This is a genomic window from Thalassotalea agariperforans, from assembly GCF_053470345.1.
In genome coordinates this window covers 578,666-605,069 of record NZ_JBQMWH010000001.1, presented here as the reverse complement: position 1 = coordinate 605,069, position 26,404 = coordinate 578,666, and the positions used below count along the sequence as shown (strand labels likewise).

Annotated in this window: 27 protein-coding genes and 1 tRNA gene; 9 read left to right on the top strand and 19 right to left on the bottom strand. The window is 38.1% G+C overall.

What is annotated here, in order from left to right; genetic code table 11:
• Positions 1-40 precede the first annotated feature (40 nt).
• The 5 genes from ACSLUO_RS02655 to ACSLUO_RS02635 form a co-directional block, all read right to left on the bottom strand.
• Complete coding sequence (locus tag ACSLUO_RS02655; protein WP_448245940.1) at positions 41-1,162, bottom strand: TRAP transporter substrate-binding protein; 1,122 nt, start codon at positions 1,160-1,162, stop codon at positions 41-43.
• 130 nt (positions 1,163-1,292) lie between these two features.
• Positions 1,293-2,687, bottom strand: a complete 1,395-nt coding sequence (locus tag ACSLUO_RS02650; protein ID WP_448245938.1) for a TRAP transporter large permease — start codon at positions 2,685-2,687, stop codon at positions 1,293-1,295.
• Entirely contained in the window at positions 2,687-3,238 is a 552-nt protein-coding gene (locus ACSLUO_RS02645) for a TRAP transporter small permease subunit (protein WP_448245937.1), read from the bottom strand. The genes ACSLUO_RS02650 and ACSLUO_RS02645 overlap by 1 nt, the downstream gene beginning before the upstream one ends.
• 63 nt (positions 3,239-3,301) lie before the next feature.
• Positions 3,302-3,619: a BolA/IbaG family iron-sulfur metabolism protein gene (locus ACSLUO_RS02640; RefSeq protein ID WP_448245935.1), complete on the bottom strand. Its 318-nt coding sequence runs from the start codon at positions 3,617-3,619 to the stop codon at positions 3,302-3,304.
• A 126-nt stretch (positions 3,620-3,745) separates the two neighbouring features.
• Positions 3,746-4,360 (bottom strand): alpha-ketoglutarate-dependent dioxygenase AlkB family protein, encoded by a 615-nt coding sequence (locus tag ACSLUO_RS02635; protein ID WP_448245933.1) that lies wholly within the window; start codon positions 4,358-4,360, stop codon positions 3,746-3,748.
• A gap of 181 nt (positions 4,361-4,541) precedes the next feature.
• Here ACSLUO_RS02635 and ACSLUO_RS02630 point away from each other — a divergent pair, with 181 nt between their 5' ends.
• From ACSLUO_RS02630 to ACSLUO_RS02605, 6 genes are all read left to right on the top strand, one after another.
• Complete coding sequence (locus tag ACSLUO_RS02630) at positions 4,542-5,693, top strand: methyltransferase (protein WP_448245932.1); 1,152 nt, start codon at positions 4,542-4,544, stop codon at positions 5,691-5,693.
• Positions 5,694-5,705: 12 nt separating this feature from the next.
• Positions 5,706-6,272, top strand: a complete 567-nt coding sequence (locus tag ACSLUO_RS02625; RefSeq protein ID WP_448245930.1) for a YajG family lipoprotein — start codon at positions 5,706-5,708, stop codon at positions 6,270-6,272.
• 2 nt (positions 6,273-6,274) lie between these two features.
• Entirely contained in the window at positions 6,275-6,880 is a 606-nt protein-coding gene (locus ACSLUO_RS02620; RefSeq protein WP_448245928.1) for a peptidylprolyl isomerase, read from the top strand.
• 199 nt (positions 6,881-7,079) lie between these two features.
• Positions 7,080-7,409 carry a hypothetical protein gene (locus tag ACSLUO_RS02615; RefSeq protein WP_448245926.1) on the top strand — a complete coding sequence of 110 codons (330 nt, stop codon included), beginning with the start codon at positions 7,080-7,082 and terminating at the stop codon, positions 7,407-7,409.
• A gap of 92 nt (positions 7,410-7,501) precedes the next feature.
• A complete protein-coding gene (locus ACSLUO_RS02610; RefSeq protein ID WP_448245925.1) occupies positions 7,502-8,779 on the top strand; it encodes an AmpG family muropeptide MFS transporter in 1,278 nt (425 codons plus the stop codon).
• Complete coding sequence (locus ACSLUO_RS02605) at positions 8,776-8,952, top strand: hypothetical protein (protein WP_448245923.1); 177 nt, start codon at positions 8,776-8,778, stop codon at positions 8,950-8,952. Before ACSLUO_RS02610 ends, ACSLUO_RS02605 begins: the two co-directional genes overlap by 4 nt.
• A gap of 65 nt (positions 8,953-9,017) precedes the next feature.
• Here ACSLUO_RS02605 and chrA read toward each other — a convergent pair whose 3' ends face one another.
• The 6 genes from chrA to ACSLUO_RS02575 form a co-directional block, all read right to left on the bottom strand.
• On the bottom strand, positions 9,018-10,202 hold the full coding sequence (chrA, locus tag ACSLUO_RS02600) for a chromate efflux transporter (protein WP_448245922.1): 1,185 nt from the start codon (positions 10,200-10,202) through the stop codon (positions 9,018-9,020).
• A 74-nt stretch (positions 10,203-10,276) separates the two neighbouring features.
• Positions 10,277-10,735 (bottom strand): YaiI/YqxD family protein, encoded by a 459-nt coding sequence (locus ACSLUO_RS02595; protein ID WP_448245921.1) that lies wholly within the window; start codon positions 10,733-10,735, stop codon positions 10,277-10,279.
• Positions 10,736-10,777: 42 nt separating this feature from the next.
• On the bottom strand, positions 10,778-11,539 hold the full coding sequence (locus ACSLUO_RS02590; RefSeq protein WP_448245920.1) for an energy transducer TonB: 762 nt from the start codon (positions 11,537-11,539) through the stop codon (positions 10,778-10,780).
• On the bottom strand, positions 11,526-12,128 hold the full coding sequence (locus tag ACSLUO_RS02585) for an RNA polymerase sigma factor (protein WP_448245919.1): 603 nt from the start codon (positions 12,126-12,128) through the stop codon (positions 11,526-11,528). The genes ACSLUO_RS02590 and ACSLUO_RS02585 overlap by 14 nt, the downstream gene beginning before the upstream one ends.
• Before the next feature lie 9 nt (positions 12,129-12,137).
• The gene (locus tag ACSLUO_RS02580; RefSeq protein ID WP_448245917.1) at positions 12,138-12,743 is read right to left on the bottom strand and encodes an energy transducer TonB; all 606 of its coding nucleotides are present in this window, start codon (positions 12,741-12,743) and stop codon (positions 12,138-12,140) included.
• Positions 12,744-12,999: 256 nt separating this feature from the next.
• Positions 13,000-13,075 (bottom strand) — tRNA-Phe (locus ACSLUO_RS02575).
• 206 nt (positions 13,076-13,281) lie between these two features.
• Here ACSLUO_RS02575 and ACSLUO_RS02570 point away from each other — a divergent pair.
• Together ACSLUO_RS02570 and ACSLUO_RS02565 are read left to right on the top strand one after the other, a co-directional pair.
• Positions 13,282-13,821, top strand: a complete 540-nt coding sequence (locus ACSLUO_RS02570; RefSeq protein WP_448245915.1) for a cytochrome b — start codon at positions 13,282-13,284, stop codon at positions 13,819-13,821.
• A 32-nt stretch (positions 13,822-13,853) separates the two neighbouring features.
• The gene (locus ACSLUO_RS02565) at positions 13,854-14,414 is read left to right on the top strand and encodes a YceI family protein (RefSeq protein WP_448245913.1); all 561 of its coding nucleotides are present in this window, start codon (positions 13,854-13,856) and stop codon (positions 14,412-14,414) included.
• 128 nt (positions 14,415-14,542) lie between these two features.
• Here ACSLUO_RS02565 and guaA read toward each other — a convergent pair whose 3' ends face one another.
• Together guaA and guaB are read right to left on the bottom strand one after the other, a co-directional pair.
• Positions 14,543-16,120 carry a glutamine-hydrolyzing GMP synthase gene (gene guaA, locus ACSLUO_RS02560; protein ID WP_448245912.1) on the bottom strand — a complete coding sequence of 526 codons (1,578 nt, stop codon included), beginning with the start codon at positions 16,118-16,120 and terminating at the stop codon, positions 14,543-14,545.
• A 287-nt stretch (positions 16,121-16,407) separates the two neighbouring features.
• On the bottom strand, positions 16,408-17,880 hold the full coding sequence (guaB, locus tag ACSLUO_RS02555) for an IMP dehydrogenase (RefSeq protein WP_448245910.1): 1,473 nt from the start codon (positions 17,878-17,880) through the stop codon (positions 16,408-16,410).
• Positions 17,881-18,057: 177 nt separating this feature from the next.
• Between guaB and xseA the strand changes: the two genes are divergently transcribed.
• Complete coding sequence (gene xseA / locus ACSLUO_RS02550; RefSeq protein ID WP_448245909.1) at positions 18,058-19,392, top strand: exodeoxyribonuclease VII large subunit; 1,335 nt, start codon at positions 18,058-18,060, stop codon at positions 19,390-19,392.
• On the opposite strand, the gene ACSLUO_RS02545 is transcribed toward xseA, so the two are convergent.
• The 6 genes from ACSLUO_RS02545 to ispG form a co-directional block, all read right to left on the bottom strand.
• A complete protein-coding gene (locus tag ACSLUO_RS02545) occupies positions 19,389-20,084 on the bottom strand; it encodes a PilZ domain-containing protein (protein WP_448245907.1) in 696 nt (231 codons plus the stop codon). The two genes, xseA and ACSLUO_RS02545, sit on opposite strands and share 4 nt — an antisense overlap.
• A gap of 406 nt (positions 20,085-20,490) precedes the next feature.
• On the bottom strand, positions 20,491-21,963 hold the full coding sequence (gene der / locus ACSLUO_RS02540) for a ribosome biogenesis GTPase Der (protein ID WP_448245905.1): 1,473 nt from the start codon (positions 21,961-21,963) through the stop codon (positions 20,491-20,493).
• Between the two features lie 105 nt (positions 21,964-22,068).
• A complete protein-coding gene (gene bamB / locus ACSLUO_RS02535) occupies positions 22,069-23,265 on the bottom strand; it encodes an outer membrane protein assembly factor BamB (protein ID WP_448245903.1) in 1,197 nt (398 codons plus the stop codon).
• A 15-nt stretch (positions 23,266-23,280) separates the two neighbouring features.
• A complete protein-coding gene (locus tag ACSLUO_RS02530) occupies positions 23,281-23,919 on the bottom strand; it encodes a YfgM family protein (protein ID WP_448245901.1) in 639 nt (212 codons plus the stop codon).
• A 9-nt stretch (positions 23,920-23,928) separates the two neighbouring features.
• Positions 23,929-25,203, bottom strand: coding sequence for a histidine--tRNA ligase (gene hisS, locus ACSLUO_RS02525; protein WP_448245899.1), 1,275 nt, complete (start codon positions 25,201-25,203; stop codon positions 23,929-23,931).
• A 73-nt stretch (positions 25,204-25,276) separates the two neighbouring features.
• Complete coding sequence (gene ispG / locus ACSLUO_RS02520; RefSeq protein WP_448245898.1) at positions 25,277-26,395, bottom strand: flavodoxin-dependent (E)-4-hydroxy-3-methylbut-2-enyl-diphosphate synthase; 1,119 nt, start codon at positions 26,393-26,395, stop codon at positions 25,277-25,279.
• Between the last annotated feature and the right edge of the window lie 9 nt (positions 26,396-26,404).

Below are 26,404 nucleotides of genomic sequence, written 5' to 3'. Positions count from 1 at the left end.
TTTAGCAATAAGAGGTACGAGCAGCAAAAATGATAAATAATTATTTTCTATTTTGATAATACGCTTGCATTGTCATTTGATTGTATTCACGCATCGAGCCTAAAAATTCACTGTATGACGACCATACTTTAGCAAAACTTTCATCTGCTTCAACTTGTTCGGTGATCACTTCATCAGTTAATGTTCTTAGCTGAGCGATAACATCATCAGGAAACGTACGTAATTTAACTTGATGTTCATTCACTAAAGTCTTTAAGGCCGCATTATTACGGGCATTATATTCATCAAAAGTTGATTGATTAGCAGCTTGTGCTGCAATTGTAACAATGTGCTGTAGATCGGCAGGTAATTCATTAAACGCTTTTTCGTTAATTAAAAACTCTAATGCCGTACCTGGCTCATGCCAAATTGTTGAATAATAATATTCTGCTGCTTGATGAAAACCAAAAGCTAAATCATTGTAAGGACCAACCCATTCAGAGGCGTCTAAGGCACCACTTTGTAGTGCTGAAAATATTTCACCACCAGTAATGGTTACTGGCACACCACCGGCACGTTTTAATACTTCACCACCTAAGCCCGGTAAACGCATTTTTAAACCTTGAAGATCATCTATGCTGTTAATTTCTTTTTTAAACCAACCCGCAAATTGCCCGCCTGAGTTACCACCTAACATTGGGATAATACCAAACGGTTTGTATAATTCTTGCCATAATTCTTGGCCGCCACCGTAGCTCATCCAAGCATTAAATTCTGATGAGGTCATGCCAAACGGAATAGCACTAAAAATAGGGGCTGCTGGTATTTTACCTTTCCAATAATAGGCACCACTGTGCCCCATTTGAACGGTGCCTTGTGATACCGCATCAAATACTTGTAAGCCCGGCACAATTTCACCCGCACCATAAACTTTCACCGTTAAACGGCCATTACTCATATCATTAACATATTGCGCAAACTTTTCCGGCGTTAACCCTAAGCCAGGAAAGTTTTTTGGCCAAGAGGTAACCATTTTCCATTGATAAGTTTTTGCATCTGCCGCTGCCACTGAATCATCAGAGCACGTTGTTTCCCCACAACTGGTTAACAAAATAGCACTAACAAGCACTAAACCTGCTTTTATTCGATTTTTAACTGTATTTAATAAAACAAAAGTGTTCATGAATAATTGATCCTAATTATTATTTTTAACCTAGGGTCTGTTGATCTTTGTTTAATAATTCAGCTGAGAGATAAAATCGTTTTAATCAAAGCTGAAAATATAAACAAAGCTCAACAGCCCCTAATTTAAGTTATTTATTTCCGTAAATTTGTTCCGGTAACCAAGTTGTTAGCTCTGGCCATAAAGCTAACGCACCTAATAAAATAATTTGAATACCAATAAAAGGCACAACCCCTTTATAGATATCACTGGTTTTCACTGACTTAGGCGCAACACCTCGCAAATAAAATAACGCAAAACCAAACGGCGGCGTTAAAAACGAGGTTTGTAAATTGACCGCTATCATAATACCTAACCAAATAGGATCAAGCCCCATGGCTAATAAAATCGGGGCAACAATTGGCACAACCACAAAGGTAATTTCAATAAAATCGAGAATAAAACCTAATAAAAAGATCACCAACATAACAATTAACGTGGCGCCAACAACCCCGCCTGGCATACCTTCAAATAATTGCTGAACTAACTCTTCACCGCCATAACCACGAAAAACTAAAGAAAATAAACTCGCACCAATTAAAATCATAAAGACCATAGAGGTGATTTTTACCGTGGTTTGCGTTACCGCTTTAATATTGTCGATAGAAAGCTGCTTTTGGGCTGCCGCTAAGATTAATGCGCCCATAGCACCAACACCTGCCGCCTCAGTTGGCGTAGCGAAACCTAATAAAATAGATCCTAATACAGCCACCATTAATAAAATAGGCGGTAACAAAGCACCTAATAACATTAACCATACGGGTTGTTGATTTTGTTTTTCTGACAACATTTCACTGCGTGGGACACTAGGTACTGACGACGGCTTAACAATAGCTACACCAATACAGTACAAAATATACATCATCACTAAAATCAAACCTGGTATAACAGCGCCAGCAAATAAGTCCCCGACAGAAATGGTTTTAGGACTAAAAATTCCCATTGATAACTGTGCTTTTTGATACGCACTCGATAACACATCCCCCAATAAAACTAAGGCGATAGAGGGCGGAATAATTTGCCCTAAGGTACCGGTTGCACAAATAATGCCTGAGGCAAACTTAGCATCGTAACCTCGCTTGATCATGGTTGGCAAAGACAACAACCCCATAGTCACGACAGTAGCACCAACAATGCCGGTACTTGCAGCTAATAACATACCAACAAGCGTTACTGAGATACCTAAACCACCATTAAAGCGGCCAAATAGTATTGCCATCGCATTCAATAAGTTTTCCGCAATTTTTGAGCGCTCTAACATCGCCCCCATAAAAACAAACAGCGGCACGGCTAACAAAGTTTGATTATTCATCACGCCATATAAACGGCTTGGTAAAGCACTTAAAAAAGCCGCTTCAAAAATATCAAAATAACTACCAATACCAGCAAAAATTAACGCTGTACCCGCCAGCGAAAACGCCACCGGATAACCAAATAATAAAACGATACAAACAACAGCAAACATTAATAACGGGATAAATTCCATTATATTTGCCCTCCGTTTGGCAGCGTTTGATTTGGCTGATAACCTTTAAGAATAAACACTTGCTGAATCATTTCAGCCAGTGCTTGTAAAATCAGTAAAATAGGTAACATCAGTAATAAACTTTTATTAAGATAAACAAAAGCTAAGCCACCGGCTTCTGAAGATTGTTCGCTAATAGCCCAAGACTGACTGACGTAGTCAAAACAAATACAAAAAATAAAAACACTAACCGGTAATAACAAAATTAAGCTGCCAAAAAAATCAACTTTTGCTTTGTTTTTTAACGACATTTTTTGATAAAAAATATCTACTCGAACGTGACCATCCGCTTTTAAGGTATAAGCAGCACCCAACATAAAAACGGTAGCATGTAAGTACAATATACTTTCTTGTAAAGCAATGGAGCCGATATTAAAGCCATACCGCAATAGTACAATCAAAAAACTAAGCAGCACCATAATTAAGGTTAACCAAGCAATGAGCTTACCGGTTTTTTCGGTGAAGTTTTCTAGCCAAACATGCAGCTTAAAAAGGGGAGAATTTTCTATCATAAAGATTTAACAAACCTATTAATTTTATTATTATTTTTTTAAAAGGATAACGACACCGTAATATTAACGCTTTGAACCACCCATACATTTTGGCGATTGCGGTACATTATCAGCGTATTTTTCTTGCCACTCCGTTTCGGTATAAGTATGTAAAGCTAACGCATGAATGTGCTCTGCTATCTCAACAGATAAAATACCATTAACAGCCCGATGACGTTGCAATAATCGCTTACCATCAAACGCTTTACTTGCCATGATCACTTTAAAATGTGATTCACTACCACTAGGCACATTATGGTTGTGACTCTCATTGATCACTTCTAAATGTAATGGTGAAAACGCTTGTTGTAGTTTTTCTTCAATAATTGCTTGAATTGTCATAATACTGGCCATGGATAAAAATATTTACTAATCGGAAAAATTTACCTTACGAACGAGTTTTAGCCCATTAACGTAAAATATCACGCTATTATCGCATCATTAGCTAAGGTATAAAAAGTGTTAACGTTATTTTAACGAAAAGAATTGCCGAAAAGTTAAATTAATTCTCGGCGCACTCCCTTTTTTAGAGCGTAAAATAGCGTGTTGCCAATAACGCTGAGTTTCACCGGCCATCAACAGCAAGCTTCCAGACGTTAATGGAATGGTAAGTTTTTCACCGCTAACCTTATGTTTCATATTGAATTCACGACTTGCACCTAAAGACACTGAAGCGATAACTGGGTTAGCCCCTAACTCAGGTTCATCATCACTATGCCAAGCCACGCCATCTTGGTTATCACGATATAAATTAGCTAAGGCCGAATTAAAATTAAGCTGGCTAGCATGGCCACTTTCAGCTAACACCGCTTGGCATTGCTCTGACAAAGTCGTTTTCAACTTTGCTAATGCCGGTAACCAAGGTTGTGGCTTTAAGGTTAAGCCCGAATAACTATAACTAGCCTCAGCATCACCAAACCATGCTTGTAACCGGGGAATATCAATAAGTTTGCCATACATTGTTAACTGATCTTGCCGCCAAGCAACGGTTGACTGCAAATAGTGAAACAACGCCTGACTTTGTCCTAATTTAATAAAATTAGGAAATAACCAAAGTTCAGCATTGTTAGCGGCTATTTTCATGTTTTTCTCTTACTTTATCCGATTAAATCAACCGCCAAGTAAAATAAAGCAATATTTTACCTAGCCGTTACCAGCCAAGTTTGACAAAATAGCGGCGTTTAACCCAATTATCGCTTCATTCTATCGTTGCACGGTAGCTTGGCGCTATTTTAAAAAATCATTTGAGACATTATTTTACCTTATGTTAAGTCCATTTTTTGCGAACGATAAAAATTTACATTTAGAGCGTTTTCCTCACGCCCAAGTTACCCGCAGTTTGCAAGCTTGGGACGCTACTGATGAATACTTTTTTAATTATCTTGAACAAGAAGCCCTTATTAACTCTAGCACTAAGATTCTGATTTTTAACGATACCTTTGGCGCTATTGCGATTAATTATTTAGCTAACCCTATTGCAACCGTAAGTGATTCTTACCTTAGCCATCAAGGTTTAAAGCACAATATTGAAATAAATAACCTTGACGCCGAACACGTAGCTTATTTAACTAGCCTTGATGACTTGCCAGATGATGTTGATTTAATCATTTATAAGATCCCGAAAAGCAAAGCGTTATTAACGGAACAATTATTAAAAATTGGCCAAAAATATTGTTCAACTGTCAATTTTGTTGCCGGCGCAAAAGCGAAAGATATTCACAGTTCAACGTTAAAAGTATTTGAAAAATACCTAGGCACAACAAAAACGTCATTAGCGGTGAAAAAATCACGTTTGGTTTTTTGCCAGCTTGAGCAGCCATTAAAAGATAAAATTAGTTACTCTGATCTTTTTCCAAACAGTTGGCCATTGGAAAATACCAACTTTATCATCACCAATCATGCCAATGTTTTTGCCCGAGAGAAATTAGATTTAGGCGCCCGTTTTTTTCTCGAGCACTTACCTGATTTACAGCCAAACCAAGAGGTAATTGATTTAGGCTGTGGTAATGGCGTAGTTGGCTTAACCGCATTAACCCAAGAGCCTCAAATAAGCCTACGCTTTATTGATGAATCATATATGGCGGTGGCTTCAGCACAACAAAACATTGAAAGTAATTTGCCGTATGCTAAGCAATGCCAGTACATGGTTGACGATTGTTTAACTAAAATCGACAACAACAGCATCGATGTTATTTTATGTAACCCGCCCTTTCATCAATTACAAGCCACCACCGATCATATCGCTTGGCAAATGTTTAATGATGCTTATCGCGTATTAAAAAAAGGCGGTGAATTACGTATTATTGGGAATCGAAATTTAGCTTACCATGTTAAATTACAACGTATTTTTGGCAACGCACAAACCATTAGCAGTAATAAAAAGTTTGTTGTGTTATCCGCAATTAAAAATAACTAAATGAGTTTACCCATGAAGATAAAACAAGTATTAACCTTTTGCTTAACATTGGCTTTATTCGCCTGTACCACAACACCTAGCCATATTATTGTCGCCCCCGATATGATGGGCTTTGTCAATCAGACCAAATATAACAATAAAACGATCAACTTAGCGGTACAAGACTTACGCACAAGTGCACACATAGTGCAAATTATGCAAAAAGATAAAGCGGCGGTTTTAGTTAACAGCCAGACAGATTTAGCAAAAGTGATGAAAACAAGTTTAGTTGAACAATATGCTAAACAAGGCTTAACGTTTAATTCACAATCGAGTAATCAATTAGAAATCAAGCTCGTTTCTGCGATCATTAATGTCGATCAAACCGTGTTAAAATACAGTACTAAAACTCAAATTGAATTTGCCGTGACTATGCGCAATGGTGAGCAAATTTTAACGAAGAACTTCCGACAATCGGGCAGTAGTAATGGCCCTTTATCACCAGATTTAGCCGTGTTAGGTCGTGATTTTAATCAACAACTCACCAAAGCATTAAGTAAATTGGTGAATGACGTAGAAATTCAAAACTTGGTGAAATAACAATGAACAAAATAAAACAGTTAACTTCTCTATTCATTACATTACTTTTTGTGAGCGCCGCTTTTTTCAGTAGCGCAAAAAATATCGCAATTGACCCAAACAACCTATTTCCTAAAGTAAAATTTGAAACAACCATGGGAGATATTATTGTTGAATTAGACCGTATTAAAGCGCCGATCACCGTTGATAACTTTTTAACTTATGTCGTCAGTGGCGAATACAACAATACAATTTTTCACCGTGTTTTATCTGATTTTATTGTGCAAGGCGGTGGTTATGATGAAAACTACAGTGTAAAAAAAATTAATGGTGACATTATTAACGAGTCAGGCAATGGTCTTAAAAATGACAAAGGTACTATAGCCATGGCCAAAGAAAGCAGACCACATACGGCTAACCGTCAGTTTTTCTTTAATGTTGCAGACAACGACAGCCTTAATCCTGGCCGTCAGTGGGGCTACGCGGTATTTGGCGCTATTGTTGAAGGAGAAGACGTGATTGCTAAAATGGCCGAGGTAAAAACCGACTATAACAGTGAATTAGGCTGGGAAGATGTCCCCGTTGAAAAAATTATTTTAAAAAAAGTAACTCTTTTACCTGCTGAGTAAGCTAATAAAAAATAAATAATTATTTTCAGGGATTAATTAAACAGGCTGGTTTATTTACATTTTGTTAACTATTAATCCCTATCTTACTTTGACATTTATCCGCTTATCGTCAATAACTAAAGGTGAGTAGGCAGTTACTCATGCATCATTACAATTAACTTACATTTTCCATTAACTGCCCTTTTATTTGAGAACCCTTATGGTAGTAGATCAGTTCATTAATGAAAAAATCATTCAGATCACGGCTTATATTAATGCCGTTTTCAATGAACGATTGCATTACATTGAACTGGATAAATTTATTATCGATACAATGGAAGAATGGACCACCTATAATATTACCGATGAAACCCCCGGTAGCGCTAAAGAACGTGTCTTTTGGCATATTATTCATGAAATTCAATTACACGGTTCACAAGCCTTGCATACGGATCTATTTTTTAAATCTGAAATTAATACCTGCTTAGATTTTTTTAACGGTATTGGTAGTTACCCAATTGACTGTATCGGCTGGCGACCTATTCCGTAATCTATCATTTAATTTAATAAACTTCTGTTTTGATTCTATTTTTGTTAGCCTAATAGCTGTATACACTTTCCGTTATAGGCATAATGTCATCCATGCACTCTCCTAGTTTTAAAGAAGCCATTTTCAACAAGCGTATGTTGATTTGCATTTTTACCGGTTTTAGCTCCGGCTTACCGTTATTTGTGCTTTATCAATTAGTTCCTGGTTGGTTACGCGATGAAGGTGTCAGCTTAACCGAAATCGGCTTGTTTTCATTAATTGGTATTCCCTATGTATGGAAGTTTATCTGGTCACCCTTATTAGATAGATATTCATTGCCTGTATTTGGTCGGCGCAGAAGTTGGATGTTACTCACCCAAGTCCTGCTTTTACTTTCAATCGCCGCGTTTGGTTTTATTAATCCGGTTATGGATATTTGGTCGGTTGCTTATTTAGCCGCCGCAGTTGCCTTTTTTAGCGCCAGCCAAGACATAGTGCTGGATGCTTATCGCCGAGAATTATTAGCCGAGCATGAATTAGGTTTAGGTAATTCTATTCATGTGCAAGCTTATCGTTTATCTGGGCTTGTACCTGGTTCATTAGCCTTTATTTTAGCGGACCATATGGCATGGCAAAGCGTTTTCATTATTGTCGCTGTGTTTATGTTAGTTGGGGTTGGCTTAACCTTATTTATTAAAGAAATTAATAACGAACATATCACACCAAAAACTTTACAAGATGCGGTTGTTTTGCCTTTCAAAGATTTTATTTCACGCAAAGGAGTAAAATCCGCGTTACAAATATTAGCCTTTTTATTCCTGTATAAATTAGGCGATAGTATGGCAACAGCCTTACAAACGCCGTTTTTTATTGATTTAGGCTTTAGTAAAACTGAAATAGGGGTAGTTGCTAAAACCGCTTCACTCATCGCGATGACCATAGGTTTAATTGTTGGTGGTTTAGTGATGATAAAGCTAAGTATTAATCGCGCATTATGGTTATTTGGCGTTGTGCAAATTGTTAGTATATTAGGCTTTGCCGCACTCGCAGAAATCGGCCATAACACCTATGCTTTAGCTATAACCATGGGATTTGAATATTTGGGAGTTGGTTTAGGTACCGCAGCATTTACCGCTTTTATTGCTCGAGCAACCAACCCTGCTTTTGCAGCAACACAATTTGCCTTATTTACGGCATTAACGGCGTTACCAAGAACCTTTGCTAATGCTACAACCGGCGTAATTGTTGAGCAAATTGGCTGGACATCATTTTATTTTGTTTGTACCGCCTTAGCGATCCCTGGCATGGTGATGTTATTAAAAGTTGCACCATGGTCAGATAATATAAAAGTAAACGAAAATTCCGATAACAATATAATGGAAAAACAATGATCAGATTATTTTTTTTACTGCCCCTGTTAATGTGCGCCATTTGGTGGCTTTATCTTTATAGCAAAGGCTATAGCTTAAAAGATGGCATGAAAGGCTTTATCCATATTTTAATTTTTAATGCCGTGATCATCGCCTTCTTTATTGTGATGATCTTAGTGACAGATTATCCATAATTTAAGCTGGAAGCAATAAGCTTGAAGCCTCAAGAGTATATAAGGGCTAAAGCGGTAGTCTCCGCTTAATTAACCTGAGTCATAATCAAGCCGAGTGCAATAAAACACGCCACAATAGCTAAAATGGGTAATCGATAAACCTTTAATAAAACAAAACCTATCGTTACCCAAACAATATCTAATACACTATAAATCGCGTTCACTGCTATCGGCTGGTAAAACGCTGCCGCTAATAAGCCCACCACCGCCGCATTCACACCCATGACAAAACCCGCGACCTTTGGCTGATAAACCCATTTTTGCCAAACACCCTGCAAGGCTAAAATTAATAAAAAGCCTGGTAAAAAAATTGCACTTGTTGCAATCAATGCCCCTAATAAAGGCGCTTCTATTAATATATTCGCCCCTAAAAAGGTTGCTAAGGTAAACATAGGCCCAGGTACCGCTTGTGCAGAAGCATAACCTAAAATAAAAGTATCAGCGCTAACTGGCTCAGTTAAGGTTTGTTGTAACATGGGCAGTACCACGTGACCACCGCCAAACACCAAGCTACCCGCTTGATAAAAACTATTAAATAAACTCAACACCTGCCCTTGTATTGGCAACAAAGGCAAGGCAACAAACAAAGCTAAAAATAACATTAATGCGATTTTATTTAACCCTTGAGTATTTGAATGTGCTACTGAATTTACCGAAGATACTTTGGCATTATCAGACGCTTCAAAAGTCAAAATACCGATAATACCGGCAGCAATTAACAGTAATAGTTGTGCCGTTAAAGTAGCCAATAACAGCGTAACAATTAACGTTGCTAAGGCAATTAATTTGGTTGTTTTATTTTGGCAAAAAACTTTTGCCATCGAAATCACCGCATCACCAACAATAACCACCGCTAATAACTTTAAGCCATAAACAGCGCCAATAAAGCTAGTAGAGTCAGCAAAATGCACCCCAGCGACCGCTAATAAAAATAACAACACAAATGAGGGTAAGGTAAAACCAATAAAAGCGGCGATAGCACCGAATAAGCCTGCTCTATGATAACCAATTGAAAATCCTACCTGACTAGATGCTGGCCCGGGTAAAAACTGGCTTAATGCTACCATACGACTATAACTTGGGAGATCAAGCCATTGATGTTTTTCAATAAAATAACGCTGAAAATAACCTAAATGAGCCGCTGGACCACCAAAACTGATACAGCCTAAGTATAAAAAATGGCTAAAGATCGAAAAAATATTTTTAAGCATAATAAAGGTCAGTGGTTATTAGGTTGAAGTTAATGTTTGATTTAAGCGCCAAAGGTATTGTTCTACTTAGCAAGTTATTTATTTGCTGCCTGATACTTTTGCAAAATTGTATCAAGATGATTAGCAAACTGTTGGCGGTCATGTTGGCTGATTTTAGCAGGTCCGCCGGTATCAACACCGCTAGCCCGCATAGTATCCATAAAGTCACGAATGTTTAAGCGTGCTTTAATATTATTTGCCGTCATTAACTCACCACGAGGGCTTAACGCTATCGCTTGCTTATCAATAACTTCTGACGCTAAGGGAATATCTGAGGTGATCACCAAATCACCTTGCTGTACCTGTTTAACAATTTCATCATCAGCAATATCAAAGCCAGACGCTACTTGCATAAAACGGATATAAGCCGATTTAGGAATACGCATACTATGGTTAGCCACCAACACAGTAGCCACTTTAGTTCGCTCAGCAGCGCGAAAGATCACTTCTTTAATAACTACTGGACAAGCGTCAGCATCAACCCAAATTTTCATTTACTTATTCACCTATTAAAAAAGACAATGAATTCTATCAGGTTAATTGGCCGTGATAAATTCAAACACGATTTCATATTCAGTATTATTTTCTTTTGCTTTAACAAGGTGTTCAGCTGTGGCCTTGTCTTTATTGCTAGCTTCTTTAGCGGTATAACGCCACTGCGCTAAAGCATTTATCGCTGATTGTTGAAAAACACGATAATGACTACCATCAAGCAGCTTAATATTTTCAACCGTACCTTGCTCTGTCACTTGGTAAGATAACTTCACAAAACCTGAACGCTGGTTTTCCAGTGCTGAATTTGGGAATTCCGGCAGTACTTTATAATTTAACGTTAGGTTAATCGCCGGTTGCTTGATGGTTAAAATTAAATGCTCATTTAAGATCTCAGTTGAAATCGTTGGGAAGTCGGTGATCGCCAAATCTAACGTATTAGCAGTACGCTCAGGGGTTTTAGGTACTTCCGGCAAGCTCTTAGTTATTTTTTCAAGTGCTTGTTCCACCGCTTGTGCTTGTAATTCATTTAAGTCATCAGGCTGATATTCCACAGGGTTATTACGCGTTATTGGCGGCTGTGGAGAGTGTTCAGGTACTGGTGATTTTGCTAACTGGCTGATCACTGCCAAAATACCAAACGAAGCCAAACCACCGCCCAATAAAGCCACGGTTAATCTAGCCCAAGTGCCTTTTGCTTTTCTGTCACTATTTCGTACCGGTAAATGAATATCCGGTGCCACAACCGTACTTTTTCGTTGTTGATAAAGTTTATTAAGTACTTCATCCGATTTATCGGCATTCATTTGTTAACTCCAATTGACTTTTAAGACGTTGTTTAGCATAACGAATTCTACTTTTTACGGTTTCAAAGCTTGCATCGGTCAGCTGACAAATTTCAGCTAATGAAAAACCTTCTTGTTGAAAAATAAAGGCTTCTCGTTGATAAAAAGGCAACGCATCAACTAATTGGTTAAAAGCCGATAAACGACTTTGTTCGGCATATATTTTGTCAGGTGTCGCATTACTTGCCACTAGCGGCTCAGGCAGATCATCCGATAACTCTTGCCATTGCCAACGATTACATCGCCTTAATTCATCAATTAAGGTATTACGGGCAATACTAAACAACCAGTTTTTAACACTGGTTTTAGCCTGATAACTAGCCGCAGACTTCATCACTTTTAACCAAGTGGTTTGAATAACATCTTCCGCCAACTGACGATCCGATTGGCTTAAAACATAGTGATATAAGGCTTGATTAAACTGGGCAACTAACAAATTTAAATAATGTGCATCATTAGTTGCCCGATAATTAATCAATAAACGCTCGGGCTGGTTATCATCAATATGGCGAGGGTTTAACCAGCCTTTGATCATTGACGGTAATTTCAAATAAAGCTCCTAGCTTTGTTGACTGATATTAAAATCTAACTGCACGGTTAAATTCTCTTGCGCAACCGGTTTACCATCAATTACTTTAGCGCGATATTTCCATTTTTTTAACGCACGCTTAGCTTCTTTATCAAACACACGTTGCGGCTCAGCATCAATAATTTCAACATTGGTTACCTGCCCTATTTCATTAATATTAAAAGATAGCTTCACCCAACCTTCAATGCCTTGTTGTGCCGCCGTAATTGGATATTTGGGATTCACTCTAACTATTGGTCTAGCATCCGTGTCAGCAGGTCCATTAATGGTACCTAAGCCCGTGGAGGTTGCAATATTTAATATTGGTGGTTGATATTCAAAAGCCACTTTTGCCACAGTAGCTGTAGGACTAATGTCCATTTTAGGCGCAGGCATCGGTGGTGGTGGCGGCGTAAGTTTAACCGGTGGTCTTTCGATCACTTTGCAATCATCTGGGGTTTGGTAAACCTCAACGATGGGCACATCTTCGATATCAACAGGAGCGGCTTCGTCACTACTAATTAAATAAGCCATAAAAGCGAACAGCGAAAAAGTAGTTATGCTTGCTAAGAAAGTAATAGGGATCAATCTTTTCATTGTGTTTTCCTCTAAAGTTTATGGAGGTGTGTGCACACACTGTAAATAAGTTGATTAACTTACTTAGTAATAAAACGATTGGAGAAAACAAATAGGGTTAAAAAAATTAAAATTAGTGACTGTTAAATTATTCCATTACAAAAATTCATCTTCATTAGCATGAATTAAATTTACAAACTTATATTTGTAAATAAGCGACAATGAAAATAAAACGATTAGTAATAAAGATAAAATCAGGAGATAACTAGCTAAAGAATGGTGCCTCGACCCGGAATCGAACCAGGGACACGGGGATTTTCAATCCCCTGCTCTACCGACTGAGCTATCGAGGCATTTAGCTTACAAGATAAGTTAAAGCGGGCGCTATAGTATAGTTTATCTCTGTTATCCGCAACTGTTATTTCCAATTAAAACAACGTAATTACAAAATAAGCTGCTGTATTGTTCAAATTTTTTGATTAAACCAATCAATTTTTAATAGTTCAACTTTTTCAATAACCTTGTAAGATAATGCCATCAAGTAAAAATGGTTCTGACTATGTTAAAAAACACCGCTGAAAAATATGGTTTAGTAAGTAAACTGATACATTGGCTATCTGCTTTCGCAATTATTGGCTTATATATTTTAGGCAAATGGATGGAAGATTTAGACTACTATAGTGAATGGTATCGGATTGCACCTGATTGGCACAAAAGCATTGGTATTATATTAATTGCCGTTACACTTTTTAGAATTATCTGGAAATTAAGCATGGGTAGCCCAGCTCCCATAGCAAGCCATAGTAATACTATTAAGCGCCTGACTAAAATTGGCCATAATCTAATTTATCTGTGTTTAATCATTGCAATGTGCAGCGGTTATTTAATATCTACTGCTGATGGCAGAGCTATTGAGGTTTTTTCTTGGTTTAGTATCCCTTCCATGGGAGAACTATTTAATAATCAAGAAGACATTGCCGGTGACATTCATGAACAAGCTACCAATGCTGTAATTTTATTAGCCATATTTCATGTCCTTGCAGCCCTTAAGCATCACTTTATTGATAAAGACAACACACTGATCAGAATGATTAAATAATCACATTAACACAAACTAAAAAGGAACAAAGAATGAAAAAATTAATGCTCGCAACATTATTAACGGCAACGGTTGCTATGTTACCGGCAAAAGCTGCTGATTATATTATTGATTACAAAGGAGCACATGCTTCTATCAACTTTAAAGTTAAACATCTGGGTTATAGTTGGTTAACGGGACGTTTTAATGTTTTTGATGGTAAGTTTAGCTACGATAGCAACAATGTTAATGCGTCAAAAATAAATATAACCATAGACACAGCAAGTGTTGATTCAAACCATGCTGAGCGTGACAAGCATTTACGCGGTGATAAGTTTTTAGAAGTAAAAGACTTTGCCAGTGCTAGCTTTGTCAGTTCAAAAGTAGAAGACTTAGGTAATGATAAATTAAAAATTACCGGTACTTTAACTTTACACGGTGTTAAAAAAGAAATTGTTATTGATGCCTACAAAGTAGGTGAAGGTAAAGATCCTTGGGGTGGTTACCGTGCCGGCTTTGCAGGAACTACTAGTATTCAAATGAAAGACTTTGGTTTTGGCCGAGATTTTGGTCAAATAGACTTCGATTTACATATTGAGGGCATTAAACAATAAGGACAAATTGTTTAACCAACTAACTAGAAACTAAAAAGGCGCTACTTTGCAGTAGCGCCTTTTTTATAATTGCATATTTTACAGCAATAATAGTTAACCTGAACTTATACCTATCCGTATTAGGATAGTTATTCCCATTCGATAGTCGCAGGCGGCTTACCTGAGATATCGTAAACCACACGAGAAATACCATCAATTTCATTGATAATACGATTAGAGACATGCCCTAAAAACTCGTACGGTAATGGTGCCCAAATCGCCGTCATAAAGTCGATAGTTTCAACTGCACGTAAGCTTACAACCCAGTCATATTTACGTCCATCGCCCATAACGCCTACTGAACGTACTGGTAAAAATACGGTGAAAGCTTGGCTTACTTTGTGGTAAAGCTCATGCTTGTGTAACTCTTCAATGAAGATAGCGTCAGCACGGCGTAATAAGTCACAATATTCTTTTTTCACTTCACCTAAAACACGTACCCCTAAACCAGGGCCAGGGAAAGGATGGCGATATAACATGTCGTAAGGTAAACCTAGCTCTAAACCTATTTTACGTACTTCATCTTTAAATAATTCACGTAACGGCTCAACTAAGCCTAATTGCATGTAATCAGGTAAACCGCCAACATTATGATGCGATTTAATTACATGAGCTTTACCAGTTTTTGATGCCGCTGACTCAATTACGTCAGGATAAATAGTACCTTGTGCTAACCACTTGGCATTCGCTAATTTTTTCGATTCTTCCTCAAAAACGTCAACAAATACGTTACCAATGATTTTACGTTTTTTCTCAGGATCATTTTCACCGGCAAGGCGATCTAAAAAGCGATCTTCTGCGTCAATTTTAATAATGTTTAAGCCGAAGTGATCACCAAACATATCCATCACTTGTTGGCCTTCGTTTAAACGTAACAAGCCGTTATCAACAAAAACACAAGTTAATTTATCACCAATCGCGCGATGTAACAGCATGGCAACAACAGATGAATCAACGCCACCTGATAAACCTAAAATCACTTCATCATCACCTACTTGCGCTTTCATTTTTTCGATAGCATCTTCAATGATAGACGATGGTGTCCATAGTTTTTCACATTGACAAATATCAACAACAAAGTGCTCTAAAATACGTAAACCTTGCTTGGTATGGGTAACTTCTGGGTGAAATTGCACACCATAGAATTTTTTCTCTTCATTTGCCATTGCCGCATAAGCACAACTTGGTGTTTGTGCAACAGTAGCAAAACCTTCAGGAATACTAGCCACTTTATCGCCATGACTCATCCATACATCTAACAAAGCATTACCTTGGGCATTAACACTGTCTTCAATGTTTTTAAATAGTGCTGTTTGTGTTAATACTTCAACAGAGGCATAACCAAATTCTTTGTGTTCAGAACTTTCAACACTGCCACCAAGTTGCTCGGCCATTGTTTGCATACCGTAACAAATACCTAATACTGGCACGCCAGCATTAAAAACATATTCAGGTGCACGTGGCGAATCAAGTTCAGTAACACTTTCAGGGCCACCCGCTAAAATAATACCGGTTGGCTTAAATTCTTTAATTTGCTCTGCTGTTACATCCCAAGCCCAAAGCTCACAATAAACACCAATTTCACGAACACGACGTGCGATTAATTGTGTGTACTGCGAACCAAAATCTAAAATAAGAATTCGTGAGTCATGAATATCTTTTGTCATTATCAATTCCAATAAGTTACTTTGCTAATAAAATCAGTACTTAACAGTAGTGAATAGATTAACCTTTCTAAAATACAAAAGGCTGATGGTAAAAATCAGCCTAATAAAATTCTTTATCTACTTGACTAAGAATGGCTAAATCAAAAATTTAACATTTCTTAGTCTGAGAATAATCTTAGTTCATAACGATAAGTCTTTTAGCAAAGCGGAAGCGCGGAGCCTAGTTTACTAGGTGAGCACTTCCAATGATGATAAAAGGCTTATTCGTGAAGAACTAATTTATTCGACTAACCCATTCTGTAATTAGGCGCTTCTTTCGTGATAGTAACATCATGTACATGTGACTCACCCATACCAGCAGAAGTGATCTTCATAAACTGTGGTTTAGTACGCATTTCATCAATTGTTGCTGAACCTGTTAAGCCCATCGATGAACGTAAACCGCCCATTTGTTGATGAATAATTGCTGCCACAGGGCCTTTATAAGCAACACGGCCTTCAATACCTTCTGGTACTAATTTATCTGCTTCGCCGTCCGATTTTTGGAAATAACGGTCACTTGAACCTTCTTTTTGTGCCATAGCACCTAAAGAGCCCATACCACGGTATGATTTATAATAACGACCTTGATAAAGTTCTACTTCACCAGGAGACTCTTCAGTACCTGCTAACATAGAGCCAACCATAACACAGTGAGCACCAGCAACTAAGGCTTTAGCAATATCGCCAGAAAAACGAATACCGCCATCAGCGATAACCGGAATATCAGTACCTTTAAGGGCATCAACTGCATTTGAAATGGCGGTTAATTGTGGAACACCAACACCGGTCACAATACGAGTAGTACAAATAGAACCTGGGCCGATACCAACTTTAACGGCATCAACACCAACATCAGCAAGCGCTTTAGCGCCTTCACCAGTTGCAACGTTACCAGCAATAATTTGCAAATCAGGGTACTTAGCGCGCGTTTCGGCAACACGGTCAAGAACACCTTGAGAGTGACCATGTGAAGTATCAATTAATAAAACATCAACACCGGCAGCAACTAAAGCATCAATACGTTCATCAGTGCCCGCACCAACACCTACCGCAGCACCAACACGTAAACGACCTAACTCGTCTTTACAGGCATTCGGTTTGCTTTCGGCTTTTTGATAATCTTTAACGGTAATTAAGCCCATTAATTTAAAGGCGTCGTTAACCATTAAGATTTTTTCAATACGGTGTTCGTGCATTAATTCAAGAATTTCTTCACGCTTAGCGCCCGCTTTCACGGTTACAAGCTTTTCTTTCACTGTCATTAACTCTGACACTTTCAAAGATAAGTCAGTTTCAAAACGTAAATCACGGCCAGTGATAATACCAACTAAGTTATTGTCAGCATCAACCACAGGAAAACCAGAAAAACCGAGTTTATCGGCACGCTTTATCACTTCTTCAATTGTCGCATCAGGCGAAACAGTTACCGGATCAGAAACAATACCACTTTCGTATTTTTTAACTTTAGATACGTTTTTGGCTTGTTCTTTGATGGTCATGTTTTTATGAATAAAACCAATACCACCTTCTTGAGCAAGGGTGATAGCTAAACGCGCTTCAGTTACTGTGTCCATAGACGCAGAAACCATAGGCACATTTAAAGAAATTTTTCGTGTTAATTTAGTTCTTAAATCAGCAGTATGGGGTAGTACCGTAGAATGGGCAGGTACAAGTAGAACATCGTCAAAAGTTAACGCTTCTTGGGCAATTCTTAGCATCGCAACATCTCACTAAACAAGGGTAGATCAGGAGTAAATATTGCGGCAGAATTTTAACCGCTTTGCCCAGTCAGGTAAACTTTTATTTCACTAAAAATGAAATAAATATGCATTGCTGGCCCGAAGCTGGATATAATCCAGATAAATAATGAAATAAAAAGCGATTTTCAACAAAACATGGCTATCAATTCTCATATTCTGCAAGTGAGTGAACTCACCAAAAAAGTGCGTTTTATTTTAGAAAGCGAATTAAATAGTGTTTGGTTATGCGGTGAAATTTCTAATTTTATTGCCGCCAGTTCAGGCCACTGGTATTTATCGTTAAAAGATGCAAAATCGCAAGTACGTTGTGCCATGTTTAAAGGAAGTAATCGTAAAGTTCGATTATCTCCCAGTAATGGTCAACAAGTATTAGTGCGCGCAAAAGTTTCTTTATATGAACCTAGAGGCGACTTTCAATTAATTATTGAACAAATGGAACCTGCTGGTGAAGGCTTATTACGCCAGCAATACGAACAACTGAAAAACCGTTTAAATGCTGCTGGTTACTTTTCACTTGCGCACAAAAAAGAGTTACCTGAAAAAATCAGTAAAGTAGGCATTGTCACCTCCCCAACCGGTGCTGCCGTTAAAGATATTATTTCAGTGTTACAACGCCGTAATCCATTAATTGAGTTATTTATCTACCCTGCTTTAGTACAAGGTCAGCAAGCCGCGGATGATATTTGTCGCGCTATTGAAATTGCCAACCAGCGGGCTGAATGTGATGTCTTGCTTGTCGGTCGCGGTGGTGGCTCACTAGAAGATTTATGGCCATTTAATGAAGAAGTGGTTGTACAGGCTATATTTAACAGTAAACTGCCTGTGGTAAGCGCTGTTGGTCATGAAATTGATACAACCTTAGCAGATTATGTTGCTGATGTTCGTGCCGCCACTCCCTCAGCCGCGGCAGAATTAGTGTCGGAAGATCAATTAGAAGTACGCTATAAAATAACCCAATTACAACAAAAAATGATCAAGCTTAGTGACTTTCACTTACAACGTTATCAGGAAAAGCTCAAAGCCATACAACACCGCTTAACTTTATTGCATCCAGCGCAAAAGTTACAAGTTCAGCAACAAAAAGTTGATGAGCTGCACCAGCGTTTACAGCAATGTATGCGACAGTACCTAATTGCTAAAGCGAATAAACCACAATTATTAACGCAAAAGTTACAAGCTTTATCGCCTAGCTATAAACTTGAAAAGTATCAAGTAACCTTAACCAATTTAAACAAACGGTTAACTAATGAAATTGCCAGTTCATTACATGAAAAACAACAAAAATTTGCTCATTTAATTGAACAACTTTCAATTGTTAGCCCATTAGCCACCATTGCAAGAGGTTATAGTATTACCCGTGATAAAAATAAAAATATTATTAAAAATGTCGAGCAGGTTGCAGTAGGTGATGAATTAATTGTGCAGCTAAGTAAAGGCACCATTAATGCGAAAGTAACGGCTAAAAATTAAGCTTGATGCTCAGTTTCGCCAGTTAAAATATGCTCAATAACTTGTAATAATGGCTCTTTAATATCTTCAGAAAAAAGCACGCCTAATGAAACATCATTGGCTTGCTTTTTAACATTGCGGATAACACCGTTAAGTTTCAGGTTACCACCGCCTTTAAAGTCTTCAATAATAACTTCAATATCTTTATCGTTTGCCATCATTAATGACAATGCGTTATGCACTAAAATTTGGCTACCCGAAACCGAAATATCGCTAATATTGGCAGAAAAATATTCTTTACCAATACCTACTTTTACTGCCAGTTTGGTTTCTATGCGGATATTACTACGTAATTTTTGTAAGCTGACTTTATAAGGAAACTCTAACACAATCAGCCGTGAGGGGGTTTGTAGTGTTTGGCGAACATTCGTGACAAATGCAACTACAGCTCCTTCATGCGCTTCAATTAACCCGCGCACAGTAACAGTTAAACCCGGCTTAATATATTGGCTAAAAGAGCCGAGTTTGCCTGCTTCAGGATATTGAATAAGGATATAGTTTTTAGGTAAAAAGCCAACAAAACAAGTACGGAATTTACCTTTTTTACCGGCTGGAGTATTAATATCAATGGTGACATTTGCCCCCACTTGTAACAAGCTTAAATTGCGATTTAAATGTTCAGTCGTTGCAACCTGCACAGGTGATGATGACATATGATCAAAGATCTAAATTAAAAGATAAATTTACATTAGCCAAAACTTTCAATAAAAGCAATGTATTAGGGGCTGTTTATCTTTATTTAATAATTCAGCTGAGAAATAAAATCGTTTTAATCAAGGCTGAAATTATCTCGTTTAGTCATCTAAACCAATAATTTTTAACGCCCAGTAAAGCGATTTTAGCCTCAACCAACAGTGCAAAGGGCAATGGCTATTTTTGCGCTAGCTTCATTAGAATTTCACTCATTTGGAATTCACGTATTTGGAATAAGCAAACAACCTTCATTCTGCTTTGCTATCACTTAAAATAGCCTATTGCTGAAAGTATAAACAAAGAGCAACAGACCTTAGCATTACTTCTCTTGAAAGTTTTAACTATGTCATATGAAATGACGCCCAATTATTCTTCTTTTTTATAGCCTTTAGTAGCGCGCGCTATTTTTTTCTGCTCGGTATAAGTTAGCTTCTTTTTACCAGCAAATGGATTTGACGTTTCTCTAAACTCAATACGTATTGGCGTGCCCATAATTTTTAACGACTTACGATAGTAATTCATTAAAAAGCGTTTGTAAGACGGTGGTAAATGTTTTGATTGATTACCATGAATAACAATTAATGGCGGATTATAACCACCAGCATGAGCATATTTTAGCTTAATACGACGACCATTATGCATTGGTGGTTGATGGTCAAATATCGCCATATCCAAAATCTTAGTCACCATCGAAGTAGAAATACGCTTAGTAGCTGAATCAAACGCTTCTTCTACCGATTCATACAAATGCCCAACACCAGTGCCATGTAAAGCTGAAATAAAGTGAATACGGGCAAAGTCGATAAAGCCTAAGCGGCGATCCAATTCAGACTTGATCCTGTCTTTAACATCATCATCAAGACCATCCCATTTATTCACCGCAACAACAAGTGAACGACCCGCTTCTAAAATAAAGCCTAATAAACTTAAATCTTGATCGGTTATCCCTTCACGTGCATCAATAATCAATAAACAAACATTAGCGTCTTCAATAGCGCGTAAAGTTTTTATTACTGAATATTTTTCAACAATATCACTGACATTTTTACGACGACGAATACCCGCGGTATCAATTAAAGTATATTCACGGCCATTACGTTCCATTGGTATATAAACACTATCGCGGGTTGTTCCAGGCATATCATAAACAACCACTCGCTCTTCACCTAAAATACGGTTAGTAAGTGTTGACTTACCTACATTAGGTTTACCGATAATGGCCAACTTAATTTTATCATCAAATGGTGCTTCTTCCGGTGTAGCATCAGGATCATATTCTTCACCTAACGCTAGTGCAGCTTCTTCAGCAAGACGATCACGCTCGGCCTGCTCTTCGGCTAACAGCGCAATATGAGGCTCTAACGCTAAAGTTAATAATTGTGTCACACCACGGCCATGAGCAGCAGCAATTTGATGAACCGTATCACCTAACGATAATTGATAAAACTCGGCAACCGCTGAATCAGCATCAATACCATCAACTTTGTTCGCCACTAAAAATATCCGCTTATTTTGTTTACGCAAGTATTCCGCAATTGCTTGATCAGCAGATGTTAAACCCGCTCGCGCATCCACCAAAAATAATACCGCATCCGCTTCTGCTACCGCCATTAACGACTGCTCAGCCATTAAAGCATCAATCCCTTCTTCATCACCATGAATACCACCAGTATCAATGACAATAAAAGGATGATCTTCAACTTGTGCCTGCCCGTATTGGCGATCGCGTGTTAGCCCTGGATAATCGGCAACTAACGCATCTCGTGTACGAGTAAGACGATTAAATAAGGTTGATTTTCCAACGTTTGGACGACCAACAAGTGCTACTACAGGAAGCATGATAACCTCATTACTTTTAAAAATTCTAAAATGAATAACGGCTCCAATGCCTATGACATGGAGCCGTTTAAACTATTGTTAGCTATAAATCTAACTAATAAGCTTTTACTTTTTTGGTGTTTTCAGGGCTTCTAAATCACCGTCACGACTTTGTACATACAGAATGCCATCGGCAACCGTTGGCGTTGCGTAAACACCACTACCATCAAGCAGGTATTGGCTAACAAATTGCCCCGTGCTTTTATCTAACCAATGCAAATAACCTTCAAAGTCGCCAACAACAACATAGTCATCAATAACCGCCGGCCCGGTAACACTTCGGTTTGTTAAACCAACTTGGCTCCATTGCTCTGTACCATTTAAGCGTTCTACCGCATAAACATGTCCTTTAACATCCGTTAAATAAATCATGTTACCTTCAACAGAAATTTGACGATATGATGAATATTGACGTTGCCATAATACTCGCCCAGAACGTAACTCTATTGCCGCTAAATTACCACGCGCTGATATTGAATAAACTTTATCAAGTACTACAATCGGCTTACTGTCTACGTCAATAACTCGTTCTAACTCAGTTGACCCTGTTGGTTCGCCAATTTCTGCGGTCCAACCTGGCTGTCCTTTATCAATTAAATAAACTGACAACATACCGCTAGAAGTACCTAATAAAACACCACCGGCAGCAATGGTTGGAGCACTAGTACCACGTAACGTTAATGCAGGCACTTCTTGGTCCACTTCCCATAATGCTTCACCTGAGTTAGCGTCAAACGCTTTTAAAATACCTGATGCGGTATTAACAACTACAACATTATTTTCATAAGCTGGCGCAGCAATTATTTCGCCCTTCACTGTTGATTTCCATAAGAAGTCACCAGTTTCAGCATCTAACGCGAATAGAATACCATTCTCACTGCCATAAAATACTTTTTTACCACCAGCAATAGGGCCGCCATTTAATAAAGCTGATTGGCGGCTATCCCAAAAACCTCGTTCGTTATTAAGATCACTTAAATCAACCGACCAAACTTCTTTCCCGGTAACTTGGTCAAAAGCTGCAGCTTCACCAATTCGGCTAGCGGTATACACTTTGTTATAAGCGATAAAAGGTTTAATTCGTGAAAAATAATGATCGCTGCCATCTAATGATTGATGCCATAAAACTTCCGGTTGAAAGGCTGACTTTATTTCAGGTAAATCAGCTACTCGTAAGCTTTCATCTTCTTCCGTTGATGAACAAGCCGACAAACCAGTGACAAGACATAAAACAGCAATAATCTTTTTATTAATTAAACCCACAGGGAACTCCAAAAATTACTTAAGTACAGTACTTGCTTCAGCTAGGTCATCTAATTTCATTTGTAAATTAGGGTGAGTTTCTAAACCTTTATTGTCGATGGCTGTTTGATAAGCAACTCGTGCTAATTCATTTTTACCTTGTAATAAATAAGCATCACCTTTAGTCACTTCAATGCTCGCTAAAAATGAACTTGGTAATGGCTGGCTAAGTGTCGCTAAAGCGGCATCTAATTGCTCTGTTTGCATTTGAATACGTGCTAAACGTAATGCTGCAATCGCTTTAACGCCCTCGTCAGGTGCTTTCTCGATAGCTACTTTTAATTGCGCTTCTGCTTTTGCCCAATCTTGCTGAATAACAGCATCTTTAGCTAATGATAAAGCAGTAAATGATGCAAAACTTGATTGACCATGCGCTTTTATAAATTCTTCAGCTTCCGCGGTATAAGCTGCCGGATCGGCTTCAGATTTTTCTTGTAAGTTCATGTAGCTTTCAGAAACAGCAACTTCTGATGCTAACTTATTATCTTGATAATAATTAAACCCGATAAAACCAGAAAAACCAATAATTAACCCAGCAATAACTGAATTGCCGTTTTTGCTCCAAAAGCTTTTAATTGCTTCAACTTGTTGTTCTTCTGTTTGAAAATTTTCCACAATAACCCCTTAAATTAATTTTTCTAATAAGCTTGCTACTTGATCAAAAGCAAGGCTTTCTTGTTCTTGTTGTGCGCGAAGATATTTGATAGTTGCTGTTTTAGCTGCAATTTCATCTTCGCCTAAAATAATGGCAATACTTGCGCCTGACTTATCAGCACGCTTCATTTGTTTTTTAAAATTACCACCGCCACAATGACATTGAATTCTGATATAAGGTACTTGATCACGCCATTGTTCAGCCAATAAGTTACCTTGAATATCAACACCCTCACCTAACATGGCAATATAAACATCAACGGGTGGTCTAACATTTTCGGCTTTCTCTAAACTGGTGAGCAATAACACTAAGCGCTCAATACCTAAAGCAAAACCAAACGCAGGTGTACTTTTACCACCTAATTGCTCAACCAAACCGTCATAACGACCACCGGCACAAACTGTACCTTGAGCGCCTAAACTTGTTGTTACCCATTCAAAAACCGTACGATTGTAATAATCTAAACCACGTACTAATTTTTCATTGATAACATATTGAATACCGGCCGCATCTAAACGTGCTTTTAACGATTCAAAATGTGCACTTGATTCTTCACCTAAATAATCGGAAAGTTTCGGTGCATCAATTAATGCCGCTTGCACATCAGGGTTTTTACTATCTAAGACACGTAATGGATTAGTATGCATACGACGCTTACTGTCGTCATCTAACTTATCTTCATGTAAGGTTAAAAATTCAACTAATGCATCGCGATAAGTCGCCCGTTCTTCGTTCGACCCTAAAGTATTTAACTCTAGTGTGACCACATCCGTGATGCCAAGTTCCTTCCAAAGTCTTGCAGAAAGCATAATAACTTCGGCATCAATATCGGCAGAAGCAATACCAAAGGCTTCAACACCAAATTGATGAAACTGACGATAACGCCCTTTTTGCGGACGTTCATGACGGAACATCGGCCCCATATACCATAAACGCTGTTCTTGGTTATATAACAAACCATGTTGATTACCTGCCCGCACACAGCTTGCTGTGCCTTCTGGACGCAAGGTTAAGCTGTCGCCATTACGGTCATCAAAGGTATACATTTCTTTTTCAACAATATCGGTTACTTCACCGATAGAGCGTTTAAATAATGCGGTTGATTCAACAATAGGCATACGAATTTCAGAAAAACCATAATTGCCGACAACACGACGAAGAACACTCTCAACCATTTGCCAAACATTGGTTTCCGACGGAAGGCAATCATTCATACCACGGATTGCTTGAATTGCTTTACTCACCTATTACCTACTTTCTAAACTGGATAAATTAAAATGCAGCGCGCATTATATGCAGATTAAACCTAAACAACAATTATTCTACTTCTTTAATCGCTATTTTACTGGCTTGATCCATTAACTTGGCTTTTGCACGAATACGTTCTTCGAGCTGGTCGACTAAGTGATTATTATCAAAACGTTCTTTTTGGCGAACACCATCAAGATAAAAACCACTTTTTTTACTGCTACCGGTAAGGCCTAAATCTGACACGGTTGCTTCACCTGGACCATTAACAATACAACCAATAATTGATACATCCATTGGCGTTACTAGATCTTCTAAACGCTCTTCTAATGCATTAACGGTTGAAATAACATCAAATTCCTGGCGAGAGCAGCTTGGACAAGCAATAAAGTTAATGCCGCGGCTGCGCAGTTTTAATGATTTTAAAATATCAAAACCCACTTTAATTTCTTCAACCGGATCTGCAGCTAACGAAACTCGTAAGGTATCACCAATACCTTCGTTTAATAACATGCCTAAACCAATGGCTGATTTCACTGAACCTGAGCGGAAACCGCCCGCTTCCGTGATCCCTAAATGGAGTGGGTTATCAATTTGTGCAGCTAATAAGCGATAAGCGCCAACCGCTAAAAAAACATCAGAAGCTTTAACGCTAACTTTAAAGTTATGGAAGTTTAAGCGATCTAAAATCTCAACATGACGAAGCGCTGATTCCAATAACGCTTCAGGCGTTGGCTCACCGTATTTTTCTTGTAAATCTTTTTCTAATGAACCACCGTTGACGCCAATTCTGATCGGAATGTTTTTATCGCGAGCTGACTCAACTACCGCTTTAATACGGTCTTCATTACCAATATTGCCCGGATTAATTCGTAAACAATCAGCGCCATATTCAGCTACTTTTAGTGCGATGCGATAATCAAAATGGATATCGGTAACTAACGGTACTTTTACCTGTTTTTTAATTTCTTTAAATGCTTCAGCAGCGTCCATAGTCGGCACACTCACACGAACGATATCAGCACCAACCGCTTCTAATGACTTAATTTGCGCAACCGTTGCCGCAACATCAGTAGTTAAGGTATTAGTCATTGATTGCACCGTAATAGGGGCATCACCACCAACAGGAACATTACCCACCATAATTTGGCGGGATTTACGACGGATAATAGGAGATTCTTTAAACATGGTTGTTAA